Annotated in this window: 19 protein-coding genes; 1 reads left to right on the top strand and 18 read right to left on the bottom strand. The window is 36.3% G+C overall.

Going from position 1 to position 17310, the window contains the following annotated elements:
* Positions 1-253 precede the first annotated feature (253 nt).
* The 18 genes from D8M04_RS17095 to dacB form a co-directional block, all read right to left on the bottom strand.
* Positions 254-718, bottom strand: a complete 465-nt coding sequence (locus D8M04_RS17095) for a (2Fe-2S)-binding protein (RefSeq protein ID WP_121524625.1) — start codon at positions 716-718, stop codon at positions 254-256.
* Complete coding sequence (locus tag D8M04_RS17090; RefSeq protein WP_121524624.1) at positions 711-1553, bottom strand: FAD binding domain-containing protein; 843 nt, start codon at positions 1551-1553, stop codon at positions 711-713. Before D8M04_RS17090 ends, D8M04_RS17095 begins: the two co-directional genes overlap by 8 nt.
* Positions 1540-3870, bottom strand: coding sequence for a xanthine dehydrogenase family protein molybdopterin-binding subunit (locus tag D8M04_RS17085; RefSeq protein ID WP_121524623.1), 2331 nt, complete (start codon positions 3868-3870; stop codon positions 1540-1542). The genes D8M04_RS17090 and D8M04_RS17085 overlap by 14 nt, the downstream gene beginning before the upstream one ends.
* A gap of 5 nt (positions 3871-3875) precedes the next feature.
* Positions 3876-4496: an NTP transferase domain-containing protein gene (locus D8M04_RS17080; protein WP_121524622.1), complete on the bottom strand. Its 621-nt coding sequence runs from the start codon at positions 4494-4496 to the stop codon at positions 3876-3878.
* Positions 4493-5527 (bottom strand): XdhC family protein, encoded by a 1035-nt coding sequence (locus tag D8M04_RS17075; protein WP_121524621.1) that lies wholly within the window; start codon positions 5525-5527, stop codon positions 4493-4495. The genes D8M04_RS17080 and D8M04_RS17075 overlap by 4 nt, the downstream gene beginning before the upstream one ends.
* Before the next feature lie 67 nt (positions 5528-5594).
* Positions 5595-6611 (bottom strand): FUSC family protein, encoded by a 1017-nt coding sequence (locus D8M04_RS17070; RefSeq protein WP_121524620.1) that lies wholly within the window; start codon positions 6609-6611, stop codon positions 5595-5597.
* 302 nt (positions 6612-6913) lie between these two features.
* Positions 6914-7270, bottom strand: a complete 357-nt coding sequence (locus tag D8M04_RS17065; protein ID WP_246001315.1) for a hypothetical protein — start codon at positions 7268-7270, stop codon at positions 6914-6916.
* A gap of 2 nt (positions 7271-7272) precedes the next feature.
* Positions 7273-7653 carry a hypothetical protein gene (locus D8M04_RS17060; RefSeq protein WP_222928599.1) on the bottom strand — a complete coding sequence of 127 codons (381 nt, stop codon included), beginning with the start codon at positions 7651-7653 and terminating at the stop codon, positions 7273-7275.
* A gap of 4 nt (positions 7654-7657) precedes the next feature.
* On the bottom strand, positions 7658-7852 hold the full coding sequence (locus D8M04_RS17055; RefSeq protein WP_121524618.1) for a hypothetical protein: 195 nt from the start codon (positions 7850-7852) through the stop codon (positions 7658-7660).
* Entirely contained in the window at positions 7849-8259 is a 411-nt protein-coding gene (locus tag D8M04_RS17050) for an Hsp20/alpha crystallin family protein (protein ID WP_158595147.1), read from the bottom strand. Before D8M04_RS17050 ends, D8M04_RS17055 begins: the two co-directional genes overlap by 4 nt.
* Positions 8260-8421: 162 nt before the next feature.
* Complete coding sequence (locus tag D8M04_RS17045) at positions 8422-8667, bottom strand: hypothetical protein (RefSeq protein WP_121524616.1); 246 nt, start codon at positions 8665-8667, stop codon at positions 8422-8424.
* A gap of 22 nt (positions 8668-8689) precedes the next feature.
* Positions 8690-9169 carry a hypothetical protein gene (locus D8M04_RS17040; RefSeq protein WP_121524615.1) on the bottom strand — a complete coding sequence of 160 codons (480 nt, stop codon included), beginning with the start codon at positions 9167-9169 and terminating at the stop codon, positions 8690-8692.
* A 485-nt stretch (positions 9170-9654) separates the two neighbouring features.
* A complete protein-coding gene (locus D8M04_RS17035; protein WP_147436824.1) occupies positions 9655-10071 on the bottom strand; it encodes a hypothetical protein in 417 nt (138 codons plus the stop codon).
* 441 nt (positions 10072-10512) lie between these two features.
* On the bottom strand, positions 10513-11664 hold the full coding sequence (locus D8M04_RS17030; RefSeq protein ID WP_121524613.1) for a Shedu anti-phage system protein SduA domain-containing protein: 1152 nt from the start codon (positions 11662-11664) through the stop codon (positions 10513-10515).
* A gap of 76 nt (positions 11665-11740) precedes the next feature.
* A complete protein-coding gene (gene rlmH / locus D8M04_RS17025) occupies positions 11741-12220 on the bottom strand; it encodes a 23S rRNA (pseudouridine(1915)-N(3))-methyltransferase RlmH (protein ID WP_121524612.1) in 480 nt (159 codons plus the stop codon).
* Between the two features lie 58 nt (positions 12221-12278).
* Entirely contained in the window at positions 12279-13499 is a 1221-nt protein-coding gene (locus tag D8M04_RS17020; RefSeq protein WP_121524611.1) for a hemolysin family protein, read from the bottom strand.
* A 150-nt stretch (positions 13500-13649) separates the two neighbouring features.
* On the bottom strand, positions 13650-14819 hold the full coding sequence (locus D8M04_RS17015; protein ID WP_121524610.1) for a TraB/GumN family protein: 1170 nt from the start codon (positions 14817-14819) through the stop codon (positions 13650-13652).
* A 108-nt stretch (positions 14820-14927) separates the two neighbouring features.
* Positions 14928-16463: a D-alanyl-D-alanine carboxypeptidase/D-alanyl-D-alanine endopeptidase gene (gene dacB / locus D8M04_RS17010; protein ID WP_246001313.1), complete on the bottom strand. Its 1536-nt coding sequence runs from the start codon at positions 16461-16463 to the stop codon at positions 14928-14930.
* Positions 16464-16638: 175 nt separating this feature from the next.
* On the opposite strand from dacB, the gene D8M04_RS17005 reads away from it, so the two are divergent.
* Positions 16639-17181, top strand: a complete 543-nt coding sequence (locus D8M04_RS17005) for a GNAT family N-acetyltransferase (protein ID WP_121524609.1) — start codon at positions 16639-16641, stop codon at positions 17179-17181.
* Positions 17182-17310: the final 129 nt, after the last annotated feature.

Raw genomic sequence — 17310 nt, 5'->3', positions numbered from 1 at the left:
TCTCTCGGTGTAAGATGTTCTCATCAGCCTTATTTGACGAAGAACCGAAGCAAAAAGAGATGGCCACCAAAAATGGTAATCATCCCTTTATAAATAATAAATTCTTTTCTATTTCCACATTCCTAAAATTGAATCTTTATAGATATCGAAGAAAGCAAAGTAGTAATCTTTGTAGACATATTCACCCGTTTTCTGTGCCATTTTTGTTTCACTTGGACCGAACATCATGAATGGGAAGCATCTTTAAAGTGGGCTAATGAGTCCCTTTCACTGTATTTAAGACAGATATAACTGCTTCTTCAATTTCCCTATAGCCAGTACATCTGCAAATATTGGACTCCAGCCAATCTTTTATTCTTTCATCACTGGCATTCGGCTCCGTATAAACTAAAGCATGACAATTCATTAGAAAACCTGGTGTACAATAACCACATTGAAACGCAAATTTTTCAATAAAGGCCTTTTGAATTGGCGTATTTATAAGTCCTTCAATTGTAGTAATTTCCTTTCCTTCTCCTTCTACTGCAAGCATTAAGCAAGATTTCATCGGTACCCCATCCATTAATACTGTACAGGCACCACAATCACCATTTAAGCAACCTGGCTTCGAACCAGTTAATCCAAGACGAAGGCGAAGGGTATCTAACAAAGTAGCGGCTGGTCTGACAGTAATCTGTCTTTTCTTACCATTTATATTTAATGTAATAGGATTAGACATTTGGACCTCCTTCTAATTTCTGTAAGGCATCTAAGATTGTATGTTGTAAGACAAATATTCGATATTCACTTGAGCCTTCTACATCATTAAGAACAGGCTTGGGTAAATACTGTAAAGACCTGCGTACTCTATCTTCTAATGAGTAGCTTTTATCGTTAAACACATCCTCCATTTCCACAGAACGAAAAGGAAATGGACATACGCCACTAAAGGCCATTCTAACTTCTTCATCTTTTTTTAGTGCACAAATTGTCACCAATGGATATCCAACATTCCACTGTTGTCTTCTTTTCATACTTACAAATGGCAAGTCTAAATACGTTTGATCTATAAGGATATTAAATAAAAAATCCCCTTTTTGTAACTGTATTTCCCTGTTAAATACTTTATTTATAGGATAGTAATGAAGCCCATCTATCTCGGCAATCCCTAGCAAACTATCAGAAATTAACAACGGCAGGACTGCCTCACGGTAAAAGATGTCCCCACAAATATTTCCACCCAGGCTAATTTTATTTCGAGCCGTCCGATCCGCAATTTCACTTACTGTTTTACTTAATAAAGGAAAAGGATTTTCTTCCTCCACTTTTGTTAATGACACACCTGCTCCAATTACTAGATAACCTTCGGAAAAACGGATGGTATGATATTCTGGAAGTGCGTTAATATCAATAACTGCATCCGTATATACTAAATTCAACCTTCCTAACGTTATAATTTCTGTGCCGCCAGAATAATACAATGGTGTTTTCTTTTTGGTCACAAGTGAGTGAAATAAATGGATTGTTTCTTGAATTGTCTTCGGTTTAAAATATTCAAAATCAAACGATATCATCTTTCCACCCCTCTTGCGCCCTCCATAATAATTCAGGAATAAGAGGAAGATGCTTCAATTGAACTCCTAAAGCTGCAGAAAGGCAATTTCCTAATGCTGCTGGCATCCCCAACAGTCCATGTTCCCCACCACCACGTGCCCCATAAGGCGCAATAATATGTGGAGTTTCAATAAATTCAATAATATATTCAGGCTGCTCTCCATAGTGAAGGGGTCTGTAGGTTCTAAGTTGAGGATTTAATACTCTTCCATATGGATCAAATACAAAGGTTTCTCTTCCTCCAAATGCAATACCCATACTCATTGCCCCCATCACTTGACCCCTTGCAGCTTTTTCATTCAATACAGTTCCTATATCCACAACAGAATAAGCTTTTATAATTCGATACGTATAATCCCGTTTATCTAACTCAACTTCAATTCCCTGAGCACCTACAGCCCACTCGGGTCCTGGCTTTCCTTTTCCTGTTTCCCGGTCTAAATGAGTCATCCGGGTTAATGTGTAGTTGCCACTCGCAATAATTTGGCCACCAATGGTATTTCCATTTGGAAATGTATATCCATAAGCAATGTCTTTGATTTCAACAAATACGTTCGGATTATCTAAAAAGTAAACCTTTCCATCAGCAACTTCTAATTCCTCAACAGGGACTCTTAACACACATGATGCCACTTCTTTAAGCTTTCGAATGGCTTCATCCGCTGCATTTAGTACAGCTCTTCCTCCCATTAACGTTCCTCTACTTCCTACCGTTTTCCAATGCTCAGGTGTTGTTTGTGTATCTACAAGCATTTTTACGTGGATTTTACTTATATCCATTTTCATACGTTCTGCTAAGATCTGGGCTAATACTGTTTTTGTCCCTGTTCCAATTTCCACTACCCCAGACATCAAATTAATGCTTCCGTCTGGATTAAAGGTTAAAATAACTCCAGATGTTGCATTTGTATCAAATGTTGAAGTTTTCCAAATACAACTAATCCCCTTAGCCCGTATCTTTCGATCATCGATTTCCATTCTTTGCCCCTCAGCCCAATTCATTAATTCTTTCAATCTTTCAATACACTTTGGTACATTTCCGACCGTACTTGAACTGAGAAGAACTTGAGTAGGTGTTGTATCTCCAGGGCGAATGGCATTTTTATAGCGGAGTTCTAACGGATCCATGTTTAGCTTTTCTGCCAATACATCCATCGTTCGCTCAAAGGCAAATAAAACTTCAGCATGACTATAGCCTCTATATGCACTGGCATATGGATGATTCGTATACATACAATATGAATCACACCATATATGATCGATTGCGTATGGACCCGTACAATCAACCGCTCCAGCTCGACTGATGTCAACTCCTTTATCAGAGTATGCTCCACCATCAAATAAAAACTGAATTTCTGCCGCCTTTAAGAATCCATCCTTTGTTGCTCCTAATTTTATACTCGCATCCAATCCTATATGAACAGGAGATGTGATCATATCCTCTTCTCTCGAATTAAATAATTTTACAGGCTGACCTGCAACAGCTTTTGATGCCAAATAGGCAATAACCTCCAACTGAACTGCTGCTTTCCCCCCGTATGCCCCTCCTACTAAAGGTGTTTTGACAATAACCTTTCCAGGTTCTATGCCAAAATACCACTCCATTAATTTTTTAATGGCAAAAGGAGCTTGAGAGGATGTGGTAATGATAACCTCCCCATCCGCTCGAATTTCAGCAATCGAGCATCTTGTTTCCATAGCAGCATGATCAGAAGGATTAAAGGAAATTTGGAACTCTGCTACTACATCACTTTCCCTAAACCCGTCTTCCATATTTCCTTTCCTAATTTTATCTAGATTTGCGATATTCGTCTTAGGAACTGGATATACACCCTCCCGCTTCTCATAGCGGTCCAAATTTTCATGGACAAGGACAGCGTTCTCTTGAAATGCCTCACGGGGGGAATTTACGACGGGGAGAGATTCATAGGACACCTTGATGGCATCCACTGCCTTTTTAGCTGTAATTGGATCTTCGGCAACAACAACAGCAACTGGCTCACCATGGTATCTAACTCTTTTATAAGCAATCGGCGACCTGTCTTTAATTTCTTCACCTACAAGCGGAAAAGGTTCATCACCCAATATTGCTTTCACTCCAGGAATCTTCCAAGCTTCTGAAAAGTCAATAGAAGCAATATTGGCATGAGCATATGGACTAATCAACATTTTTGCGTGTAAAGTACCGGTTTCTTGAAAATCATTTGTATATTTCGCCTTACCTGTTACTTTTTCAAAGGCCTCTTTTCGAATAACGCTTTTCCCGATATACTCCAACTCATTCACTCCCCTATATTTTTCAGTAGTAAAGTATAATCTTCAACTGTATCTACGTCATAAAAAAGCAAAGGGTCTTGAAAGTTGATCATTTTTCCCTTGTTTATTATACTTTCACGTATTACATACCGAGCGCCTTGATCTCCCTTTAACTGATGTAATACTGGAAAACTCTGATTAGAGAATAAGATAGGGGGCATAGGAAGTTGTTGATTGTCAGCAGCTATAAATGAATAGTGGGGATCCTTTTGATAGGATTCAATTAACGTATTGATGATGTCTGTGGTGACAAATGGCTGATCTGCAAGGAGAATGATAACGGCATCAGCTTCATAATCTATTGCTCTTTTTAAACCACATTGTATGGAGTGGCTTTGGCCTTTACTCGCTTGCTCACATTCTATCTGAATCCAATTATTTGACATGGGATAAGAAAAGAAGAAACTCGAAAGCCAATGTAATGAATCTCCCTTTCTAGTTATAACGAAAATATGATCTAATTTAGATAACAGGGCATTTTTAAGAGCAATACTTCCTAGGGAAACTCCATTAAGAAGTAAATTTCGCTTATCCACCCCCATTCGTCTGCTTGTACCTGCTGCCAGGTAAATGGCTACTGTTTTCATGAGGTTGACCTTTGTTGCCGCATTTTTTTAATCATCTCGCCAATAATACTTATAGCAATTTCCTCAGGGCCTTGTGCCCCTATGGAAAGTCCAATGGGGGAATGAATATCCTCTGGAATCTTAGCCCCAGCGAATAGTCGTTCCGTTCGCCTTCTAGGGCCTAATACACCTTTATAAAATACATTTACATCTTTTAATTTATGTAAAATAAACTGATCTCTTTGAAAACTGTGTGTCATAATGACTATAAAATCTCTTTGCGTAATGTTTAGACTCTCCATTACTTCTTCCAGTACTCCTACAATCAAATGGTTGGCTTTAGGGAAATTGCCGTTATGACATAAAGCAGGACGCCAGTCAATCACCGTCACATGAAAGCCTATGCTAGCTGCCAAAGAAACTAATGGCTTAGCATCTCCCCCTGCACCAAAGACATATAAACAAGGTTTTGGTACCATCTGGTGGATAAAAAATAAATCAGATGTATGTTCACCCTTCTTGATTCCCTTTTCCGTATTATAAAGGGGATTCTTATTTCTCAGTTTTTGAATACAGCTTTGTTCCAAAAAATCCCCTGTTCCAAAAACTGTGCCGTCTTCAACTATATACATATCTTCCCTTGGCTCTAACATTTCAGTGAATCGTTTGATTCGAGTAACAGACTTTTTTAAATCTAAATATTTCTTTACTTTCCTAAGATTTTTTTCTAATTCCCCGTTTACAGGCTCGAGTAAAACCGTCAGAACACCATTACAGCCAACTCCCTGTCCCCAGGATAAATCGTCCTCCTCACTCATATCAAAGTGAACAATCAACGGCTCTCCTGTAGCCCAAACTTGCTCAGCCCTTTCAACAAGATCTTCTTCCAGACAACCCGCAGATAACATTCCAACTCTTGTTTTGTCCTCTAAAATTAACATGGAGGCCCCTTCTTTCTTATAAGCGGACCCCTCTACTTTAATGATGGTAGCCAGTACTTTTTCATTCCTAGATTTGGCGACGATATCCAAAACTTGATGTATGTCCTCCATGTTTATTCCTCCACTTTTACCTAACTATTTACATCTATATATCCATATTCTCTTTTCAAAAAAAATATTATAATTTTTTCAGCAATTCCGTTGTCTCTAAATAAAAAAAGTCTCTATAGACCTTATGACTAGGCGGTGGATACAACAGCATTTTGGAATGAAGAGATTCCAATAACTTCTCCTGTTCATCCTCTATCCAATTGTTTATAACACCCTGCTGGATTCCTTCTAAATTACCAAAAAATTTACTCAAAACTTTCAAATCATTGCCCAACTCCAATTTATCGCTGGAAGATAAAGTCCCTGTTTTTTCCCATTCTTTTAACGTTTTCACTATATTTGATATATACTCATATCCTGCACTCATCTTTTGCATCTCTATTTGATATCTTGACAGTATGATTCTATGCTTTTTACTGATTGGGTTGAATTTTAAGCTCTTGGAGGCCGTTTGTAACATTTCTTTTGTCGTATGTAACTCTTCTAGGAGATTGTTCGTTTTCCCTTCCAATATGCCCCCTTTTCCTTGTTCCCACTCTAATTCAACCCATTGGGAAAGTTCTAAAAGTATTTCAGAAAGCTGATGAGCTAATTTTTGAAAAGATTCCGCTGCCTTTTTTGTAAAGTCTGGCGGAAAAATTAACATATGAACCAGAATAGCAATGATTACTCCAATAATCGTATCGATTATCCGATCTAGTGCATAATCTTCAGATTTTCTTTCAAACGTAAATACTAATAAAATGGTGAGGGCTACTTGATGTAAAACTGTTTCATGTAATCTTAGCCACTTTGCAATATAAGTCCCACCTAACAGTAACAGACCCAATATCCAACCATTCATATGTAAGTGACTAACAAGATAGGCAGTTAAAAGGACCCCAATTGCAGTACCCACAATACGATGAAAAGAAAATCGTATCGACTGATCTAAGGTAGTTTGCAAACATAATATCACAGATAGAGGTGCTAAATATGGGTGGTCAGAGCCCACTAGTTTTGCTACTTCCCAAGAAACAGCAGATGCAATAGCCATTTTCCAAATCAAGGATGTTTTGTTTTGAGTTGTTTTCTTTTTTTTCATATATTATTTTTCCTTTCAGAGGAACCTTTTCCATTAGGTTTCTGTTACTCAAAGGCTTTTATACTGTCATTCTAAAAAAACTAAAAGAAGCCGTTCTTCAAAGAAGAAATCTTTGAAAAACAGCCTAAGTATTACTAAACCATCAGCAGCAGAGTTGTCAGCCCCGGTCTGCTAATCACGATTTCAACTAACTTAACGGGTATATCAAGCCCCTCCGTACCTATGGGACTAAGTTCAAAAGGTATACCTGCACAAGGTCAGAGTGATACATGATACCTTTTAACTTGTACCTTCATCTATCCTTAGTTTGAGGGGGCATCGTCATTAAAATCATCATTCATATCTAACGACTCTTCTTGTCCATCAATTTCTACTTCTGTGTTCAGCATCTCGTTTTCAATTTTTTCCAATATATGCGAGTATGTTTCGTCTTCAACCCCATCGTAATGGAACGTATCATGAATATCCTTTTCTTCTAAAGTCGCTAATATATCATAAATATCATTATTGTCACCGGAAATGGACCCAAATCCTTGATTATGTTTTTTATAATTCACAAAACCACTTGGAAGATTATTTCCAAAGTTTACACAAGAGGCTCCTTCAACTGTTCCAATGGAGATATTGCCAATAAAAAAAGACGGGGAAAATCGTTTCAAATTTACCCCTCCTTTCCCTTAGTTATTGTAAATGGCACCGGTTTATCATTGATCTTGACTTGAATCTCATTCAAATTGTTTTTTTCCTCCTCTTTTTGTTCTGGTTTCTCTTGGGTAGGTGGGTGTTTACGTTTTGGTTTTGATTTTGGATGGACACGGGGAGAAAAGTTATTTCCGAGATTTAACATTCCGCTAATTTCCTTTATATCAAGCTGATCAAGATGAAAGGATAATTCCTCCAAAGTTAATTCGTTGAGATGAAGGTCCTTAACATCCACATTTATAATAATCGGTGGATTACTTTGTTTAAGAATCGATTTTTCAAGAAGATTGATTTTTTGAACCAACTCTTCAAGTTTATTGTTCATATTTTCGGAATCCATCATTCTAATTCCTTTTAAGATTTTTCTTTATCATCGCGGTATTGTCCCTAATTTTATTTTGTTTTCCTTTTATCGTTCCAAACCCTTCGTTGATAGAGGTTTGGCTTTTTCTGCCTTTATGTATGTTTGTTCCGATAAATAATCCAGATGAAGTTGTTAATTGCTCGATTTTTAAAAATCCATACTTTATTGAAGTCATGAGTAATCTCCTTCATCTTGCATCCCTATTTTTTCCCTATAAAGAGGAATTATAATCGATAAAATTCCATTTATAAAATTGGCCTGTATATGTTCTTTTTCACAGTTCTTAGAAATTAAAATCTCTCTTTTAAAAGAACCATAAAACCGTTCGTTTTGAATATTCTTATAATAAGCTTCTGTATATTCATTACGAATCAGCCCCTCAATTACCAGAATGTTGTTAATCCATCTCAAAGAGAGATCCTCTTTACGTGCTCCAGCCAAATCTAAAGAAATAATCAAATGAACATCTGATTCGTAGATATCCATCCTAGGTTCCATATAGGGGGAAATTTCATATAATAGTGTGTTGAAGTCCTTTCCTAACGTCTTTTTTATATTAGAGTGAAAATGAGGCTTTACCAACTCATTTACGACCTCCCTCATGAATGGACCGGTATTCTTTTTTCATCATTTTTAAGTCTTTATTTAACTATATGTATCTAATAGTTTCTTATGCTTAGGAATTTACTATAGAACTGGTGACTTTCATTCTGTTGTTTCCCAAAAAGAAATCAAGCCCTATCATTAAAGAGCTTGACCTTGAACACTTGGAGAAATATTTTGGTTATTCATCATTCCGTCCACACCGTCAGGATCTACAGTAGAAGCAAAATTCCCCGCATTTAATACATTTCCTGCAAAGAAACCAATCCCATTATTCACCTTCCTATGGGCAGCCCATGCCGGTAATTGATTTTCCCCTACCGTAACGACTGCATTGGTATTTATAGAATTTATATTGATTGCGCCTAATGTAAAAGCAACAGCCACATAAATCCTCCTCCTTTTTGTTTTAGAATAGCCCTTTAAAATCATTCATTTGACTGTCTATTGCGTCATCATCCAAAATAAGAGAAGAGTTTTGTGTATTTTTTATTTGCCCAGCAAATCTTCCTTGGCCAGCGTTACGCTTACTGTGAGCACTCCATGCATTTAAGTCATTTTCCCCTACCGAAACGGCAGCACATGTATCTAAAACATTCACATTGACTTCACCAATATCAATTTCATTTTGGCTTCCCTCACTATTTCTATCCAATAAAATGGAGGGGTTATTTTCGATTGGGGTATCTATCCAATCCTCATCAATTACGTAACTAGTATTGTTTATAACTTGCGAATGACTTACCGACCCAAAACCATAATTATTTTTTCTGTGCGAGGACCAATTCTGGGCATAATTAGTACCTATGAAAATCCCAGAGGCAGTATCAATCGTATTTACAGATATTTGGCTTAACTGAAACTGATTGATGGTTCCTTTACAATTCAATTTTGTTCATCCCTAACTTTACAATAAAGTATTCGTAGTTATTGGTTATATTATGTTTGAATTCCTTTAATGGTTCTAAATCATTTAGCTATTAACTAAGAGAGCTATGAAAATGACTTTCGGAGTTTAAATGACTCTAAATGAGTATAGATAAGTGAATAACAATTAGCGGCCCGTTTTTTAGTAGAGAAGAAATATTAAAGTAAGCAAAAATTCATGTGGAGGATTTCAATTCGCTGCAAAAGCAAATACAACCATTCATACAACAAAGGTTCACCGTAACGAATCTAAGTGAGATTTCAACCTAAAAAAACACTCTATTTTTGAATTTTAAGGAAGATAATTTTATATAAAAAAAGCCCAAACCTTCTAACTGCAGGGCTTCAGTAAATTAAATGTGGAAACAAAGTATCTTTAAAATAGTAAAGTAGGGATTTTCAATTTATTAATTTCCTAGTATCAAGCAATTATAATTACGAACGTATTTAAACCTCTACATTAAATTTTGGAGCCCTACTATGCCGAATTAAATTTCCATTGTCATAAAATCTCCCATACTTTTTTACTAAGTCAAAGGCTTCGGCGCTTGTTGGTATAGAACCATTATTTTTGTATGATAAAAAGTAAGCATGGGCATTTCCACGATAAAAAATCCAGCTAAAAAATCGCATTGCAAATTTGTGTGCACCATTATCTCTAAATTGCTTCATTGAATTAGACTCCCATACTGTCATGGTAAGTCCGTAGCCTTCCTTTATATTACCCTTCATTTCAGCATAAAGTAATTTGGGTGATTTTTTCATTTGTTTCATTACAAATTGACTAACAATACCATTAACAATGGTTCTCCATACGGAAAATTTTTCACCTAAGGTTATAGAAATAAGTGCATCTTTAGGCAACAAAATATCTCTATCTCCATATGTAATTAGTCCTTCGTATTTTCTATCTGGATTTTTATGAGTAATAAATACCTTTTCCTTTATAGAATTCTCCTCCTTAATCAAATCATTTTGGTATATAAATATATGAGGAGAAACTAAAGATTAACACTAATTCAAAAAACAAAGCAATCTGATTCGTTCTAAATGAGATTGTTTATAAAAAACCTATTTACTTATGGTACGGTTCTCCGTATTGTGTCTAAATGGGATTTTTCATTATTTATACAATTAGATATTGCTCAATCAAAATTCGTAAGCGATATTGAAACACTTTATCTGGAGTATTATCAATTTCTCCCTCGAAGAGCTCATGTCCATCCTTTACAGTCGAAGTTCTAACTCCTTTGTCTATTGCTACAATACACTGAAATATATTATGACATTAGGTCCAATAAATCTTTAATCATTTTCCTTTTTATTGCCACTTAAAAAATCTAATAATAATCTAGCGTTATCTAATAAGTCGTCATATGTAATTATTTCGATTTTATCTCTAAAAACTAAATTTCTTCTTCTTAGTTTTTCTTTATTATTTTCTGTTAAAGTATTCGACCTTCCAATGACAACATAGCCCTTTGGTGAGTATAATTTCTTAATTTTTTCTCGTGCGTATGAACTATTATGTTCAATCCACTCTAACCAATCCATTATTTGTTGCTCTGCATGCACCAGTTGGCTAGATGGATTACCTTGTTTAGTATAAATATTTAATGTGCTTGCTTCAATTTCAACAACATCATAAAGACCATTATATCTTTTTAAAACATAATCTGCTTCGTATTCTGAACCAAAACTATGTTTATCTAACACTTCAATATATTCAGTACCGAATAAAATCGGATAATTTGTCAAAATCTCCTGAAGACTATTCTCGTTTCTCACAGAACCATTTAGTAGCAATGATAGTTTATTAATAGCTTCTTTCAAATTATTTATAACATATTGGGCATTATCAAGTTGCTTTAATTTCTCCATTAATTTATTTTTATAAATATTAACTTCACTAAATGAATAAATCCTTGGTAATGGATTATTCTCAAAATCGAATTCTTCTTTTTCGAAATTTGGAATAAGAGAATTTGTAAGTTTATAAGTTTTTAGTTCATCATTTTCATCTAATAATTCGAAACCATATTCAAATAACTGATTGTAATATTCAATAAGCTCTTGTTCAATGCTATTGCTATTAGGAAAAACAGGTATATTATAAATGATTGACATAGCTAAATTATATAGTATAGCTTTATCTATTTCTCCCTTTGAATCTTCAACTGAAGTTGTCATTAAAGCAGTGACTTCAAGACTATTATAGGAGCTATTAAACGTATAACAGATTATATGGAGAAAAGGCCTGCCTTTTTTATCAATATCAAAAATCATTTCTCTGACAATCTCATAAAACTCAGGATCTTCCTTATATTTTTCTGTATTTATTTGTATGTTATTTTTAATATCTGAATATGTTGTATAATCTCCATCTATATCTTCATCTTCAAAAGTAACCAAAGTGCGCAATAAGATGGGCTTTTTATATATGTCTATCCTACTCATAAATATCTCCCCTTTGAAAAATTATTCTCATCTATCTGTGGTATGGAAAAGCTTTAATAGTAATATAAAACCTCATTTACTTATGATAAGGTTCCCCCCTATTAATCCGAAACCCCCGATAAACCTGCTCTAACAAAACCAACCGCATCAATTGATGAGGAAACGTCATCTTAGAAAAAGACAAAGCCATATCGCTGCGTTTCATAACTTCATCACTAATCCCAAGCGATCCACCAATCACAAAAGCGATCTTACTCTTCCCATATGTCGCCAGCTCGTCCATCTTCTTCGCAAGCTGTTCAGAACTCAGCATTTTCCCATTGATTTCAAGTGTTATCACATATGTATCGGGGCCGATATGGGATAAAATGCGCTCGCCTTCCTTGCGTTTTACCTCTTCCATTTCCGCTTCGCTCATGTTTTCTGGTGCCTTTTCATCGGCAACCTCCACTATGTCTACCTTGGCATAAGCAGATAAACGTTTTAAGTATTCTTGAATTCCTTGTTTTAAATACTTTTCCTTTAACTTACCAACAGATACGATTGTAATTTTCATTGCAGCAAACTCCTTCGAATAACAATAAACCCTACCAATAGGTGAGGCGTACCATCCTTTATTTAATAATTTGTACCTTCCGAATCGATCTATCTTCCATTTCTACTACCCGAAAAGTCAGGTCAATGCGTTCGATAACTGCTCCCTCTTCTGGAAAATCATTAAACTCCTTTAATAAATACCCAGCGAGGACGTCCTCTTCCTCGGGAATCTCGGTATGGAAAATGGTATTTAATCTATGTAAGGTGATTTTCCCGTCACAAATAATTTCCGTTTCTGTTAATTTCTCTACCATAGGATCAATATCGACGTCCATTTCATCCTCAATATCAAGACCAATCATCGCCTCAATCACGTCCTCGTGGGTCAGAATTCCTTCTGTCCCACCATATTCATCCAGCACAATCGCCATGTGCTTCTTCTCTTTCGTCATTTTACGAAAGACCCACTCAAGGGAATGAAATTCATAGACAATTAACGGATCTGTATCACTAAATGACTTCAGGGACGTTTCCGGCTCTGTTGACCAATGAATTAAATACTTCGAGTGAAAGACACCAACGATATTATCTATATCTTCTTCAAAAACTGGGTATCTTGTAAACGGACTATCGATGACAATATCCCGTACTTCTTCATAGTTTGCAGTACTCGGCAAAGACACAATCTCTACCCTGGGCGTTTTCAATACATCCTTTACATTTAAATCCTCAAAATCTAGTACCCCTTTGATACGAAAGGATTCATCCTTCTCAAACGTCCCTTCTAAATCGGCAATATCAATCATCGCACGGAATTCCTCTTTTGAAATAGATACCGTATCTACTTGTCCCTTTGATAATGATTTAGTAATGAATCCGATTAAAGCATTAACCATAATAGTAATCGGCTTTAGTACCACAACCACAGCACGTATAATAGGGTATACCACATAGGCAATCTTATCTGGCAATGCAGCTGCAGTTGACTTTGGCACTACCTCCGAAAAAATAATAATGATAACGGTCAAAATGGCAATTGCCACAGCAACATTAAATTCGTAAGCTATGGCCATCATCGTAGCCAATGTAGCAAGCAAAATATTAGCTATTTTTTTCCCAATTAAAATAGAAGTACTATACTTACTTGGGTTAGAGATAAGCTCAAATAATCTCTCTGATTTCTTATCGTCATTTTTTGCTCTCGTTTGCAGTTTCATTTTGTTCGTGGCGGTTAGTGCCGTTTCACTCAGAGAAAAGAAAAAAGATACAAATAGTAAAAAAATGATCGCAATGATCACAAGCGTTCCTCCCTGATTCAGATAAATAGCTGATAATGATTTCCCTTATTATAATTTACTTTCTATCTATATTAAAGGGTTTAGACTTTCTATATGTTATCGTTTCCAAAATCAAATAGAGTCAAACCCTTTTGTCTGACTCTTGATGTCTTAGAAGAAATTAGAAATAAACAGGCGGATGACATCTGCTCCCCCAATAAAGGTACCAATCGAGCTGCCAAGATTCGAAAGCATTACAACTAAGAGTACTCTTGTTACCTTATTCCCCCAGAAACCCTTCACACTGGTAACATCCTCTGCAATCGTTTCAAAGTCTCGAACAGTAGGTCTGCTGAAATAAGCCTGTACAATCCCTGCAAACCAGCCTGAAGCAAGCAAGGGATTTAATGATGTAATAGGTGCCGCAACAAGTGAAGTCAGCACAGCCAATGGATGTCCGAAGGCAAGAAGCGTTCCAAGTGCAGATAAACCACCATGCCAGAATAGCCAGGATAACGCTTGCTGCATTCCCACTGATGGATTTGTAATAAATGTATATGCAATCATGGCTAAAATAAGAATCGGTATGGACCAACCAATAATCTTAGGTGTATTCGATTTCTTCGGCAATTTAGTCAATGCCTTCAAATCATGATCCTTTTGGATTTGCTTCGTTATACCTGGAACATGTGCCGCGCCTAATACTGCAACTACCTTATCTCCCGGTGCATTTTTAATTTTTTGCGATAAGTATTGATCACGTTCATCTATTAATGGCTTCTTCAATCTAGGAAAATGCTCTGTAAACTCCTGAAGCATCGCATTGATTGTATCCTGCTGCTTCATTTTTTCTAATTCTTCTTCTGTAATGGTCTCTTTGCTAAAGATACTGGCAACAATCTGCGTAAGCAGCAAGGTTTTCCCCTTCAAGCCTAAGTTTCCCCATATTCTTGAGAAGGTAATTTGGATATTTCTATCAGCAAGTACAAGCTCTGCGTCTATCTCTTTTGCTGACTCAATCCCTTGAATCATTTCTTGTCCAGCATTAATGCCAAACTGACTGGCCATCCGCTTCTGGAACGAGGAAATGGCGAGGTTCATTAATAATAAGGTTGCTTTCTTTTCCTTAATGACCTTAAAAATATCCATGTCCTTCCACTTGTTTCCGTCTGTTATCGATTTATAGCGTTGTTCATCCAGTTCGATACAAACGGCATCTGGATTCTCTGACTCAATCACTCGCTTTACCTGCTCCGCGCTATCTTTAGATACGTGTGCCGTTCCTATCAATATGATTTCCTTTTCGTTTATATGTAACCTAGTTATATTCTCTTCCGTCATAACCGTACCATCCTTTTACAATAACTGCCAATCTTGAAAAAGCTTACTTTCATTCTAAACCATTTACGTTGAAAAAAGAATGTTAAAATCCTTAACTCAGGAATATTTCTACGGATAAGAGATAATGACAGAAATAATTTCATCTTGAATAGCAGCAATCTCATACTGATCTGTAAGATAGTTATTGTTTAAAATGGAGAAGATAAGTGTTTCTCCTTCCTTAGTCGTAGCATAGCCAGATAAAGTAAGAACCCCTGATAACGTTCCTGTTTTCGCTTTCACCTGTTCTAACCCAGTTCCTGTGGCCATTCGATTGCGCAGTGTCCCCCCAACCATTCTCTCTGAAGCTCCTGCAACAGGAAGAGATGCTTCAAAAGATGGAAACCATCCTCTCTTTTGAGCTTCATATAATATTTTTGTTAGTTCACTGGCAGGTATATAATTTTTATGAGACATACCTGAACCATCCCGGATTTGTATTGTCTCCGGATTTGCCCCTAATTGTATAATTGTCTTCTCTATTACACTAATACCATGCTCCCAGCTGCCTTCCCCATGAATGACTCTTCCCATCTCTTTCACAAGCACTTCTCCGTGACCATTATTACTCAGCTTCATAAATGGGATTAACAGTTCCCTTAATGGCATGGACTCTTTCTCTGCTAACATTTTTGCAGCATCCGGTGTTATACCAACTCTCTTATCTCCTTTTATCCTTATTCCATTCTCCTCTAATACTTGATGAAAAACATCTACCACATATCCAGTGGGCTCCCAGATGGAAGACCAAGCACGCTCAGAAGTACCATCTAATGGCATCGTTCCCTCTGCTACAATGGAATTGGTCCCATGCATGCGTTGGATTGTAATATCCTTCTCACCTTTTGCATCTACCATTTTTACGTTGTTAACGATCTTGACATAATCTGTTTCTGGAGTGGTATGAATTTGAGCTTTTTCACCTATCGAATTCCCAGGAAATACGTCTACTATGATTGTTCCAGCATCATAATCTTCATTTGGCGATAAGGTCAGCGCGGAAACCTGAGCACCTGTATGAGATGGCTCGTCAGACCAATTTAAGTCTTGGGAAAGTCGAATATCATCATACCAGCTGTCATCTCCAATCACATCTCCTTCAATTTGTTCTACTCCTTCTTGCTTTAACTTCATTGCAAATGTATCTAAGTCCTTTTTTAAAAGCGTTGGATCTCCCATTCCTTTTATAAAAAGATTTCCCTGTAAAGTGGTACCTTTGATTTTCCCATCTGTTAGAATTTCTGTTTTAAACTGATAATCCTCTCCAAGTATCTCAAGTGCTGCAGCTGCTGTTAATATTTTCATATTCGAAGCAGGGTGCAGATTTATTTGACCTTGGTGTGAGTAAATCTCTTCACCTGTATCAGCCTTTCTAATGCTAATACCCATTAAGGATCCATTCAATCGCTCATCCTTTAGAATCCGGCTCATTCGTTCATCCAAAGAAAGTGTCTTATTTTCCTCAGTATTCACTATGCTGGTTACGGTCTTGTCCTCAGTCTTATGGATAGAAGGTTCATCGTTTATCTGGATAATGAGTGCACTTATTAATAATGAAGTGAGGAAGACAAAAATAAAGACGTACATTTTATTAAACGGATACATTTATAGTCACCCCTTTTCTCAAATATACTATCCATTGTTACCGCTTTGGCCATTCGTAGACTTTGATTATTATCTAGATTATATTTTTATAAATATTAAATATACAAAAAATAACGATAGATTTTGTCTGTTCATGGTATAGTAAGGATACTTATTTTGCAGAGGGTGAGTATATTTGTTTCCATATGAAGTAGATGACCGTATTGTGCTTAAACCATTAATAGAGGAGGATGCGGAATCCTTATTTCAATTAACAGACCGTTCCCGCTTGTATTTACGTGAATGGTTACCATGGGTAGATAGTACGGTGAAGATAGAAGATTCTCTTCAATTTATCCAACACGTACAAAAATTATATGAAGAAAACAAGGGACTGACACTAGGGGTTTATTATCAAGGAAACTTAGCGGGGTCCTTAAGCTATAATTTGATTGACTGGTCGAATAAGGTTGCTTATATTGGCTATTGGTTAGCAGACGAATTTCAAGGGAAAGGTATCATGACAAATAGTGTTCGTGCTCTAATAGATTATGCCTTTCAAGATCTCCAATTAAATCGCGTCGATATTCGGGCTGCATATGAAAATAAGAAAAGCAGAGCAATACCAGAAAGACTGGGATTTACAAAAGAAGGACAGATAAGACAGGCAGAATGGCTTTATGACCACTATGTTGATCATATTGTTTATGGCATGCTTCAATCTGAATGGACAAAATAAATATAAAGAATCAGCAGATCTATTTGTAGTGGAAATTAGGAAAGACTGTTATATGAACAGCTCCGATCAATAATGTTTAGAATAGGGTCCCTTTGAATTCATTGACATGGGAGATTATTCTAAGCATTT

It is taken from the genome of Oceanobacillus piezotolerans (assembly GCF_003665065.1).
In the GTDB taxonomy this organism is placed as follows: domain Bacteria; phylum Bacillota; class Bacilli; order Bacillales; family Amphibacillaceae; genus Oceanobacillus; species Oceanobacillus piezotolerans.
The sequence above is the reverse complement of the archived record's forward strand: the minus strand, read 5'-3'. Positions and strand labels throughout refer to the sequence as shown.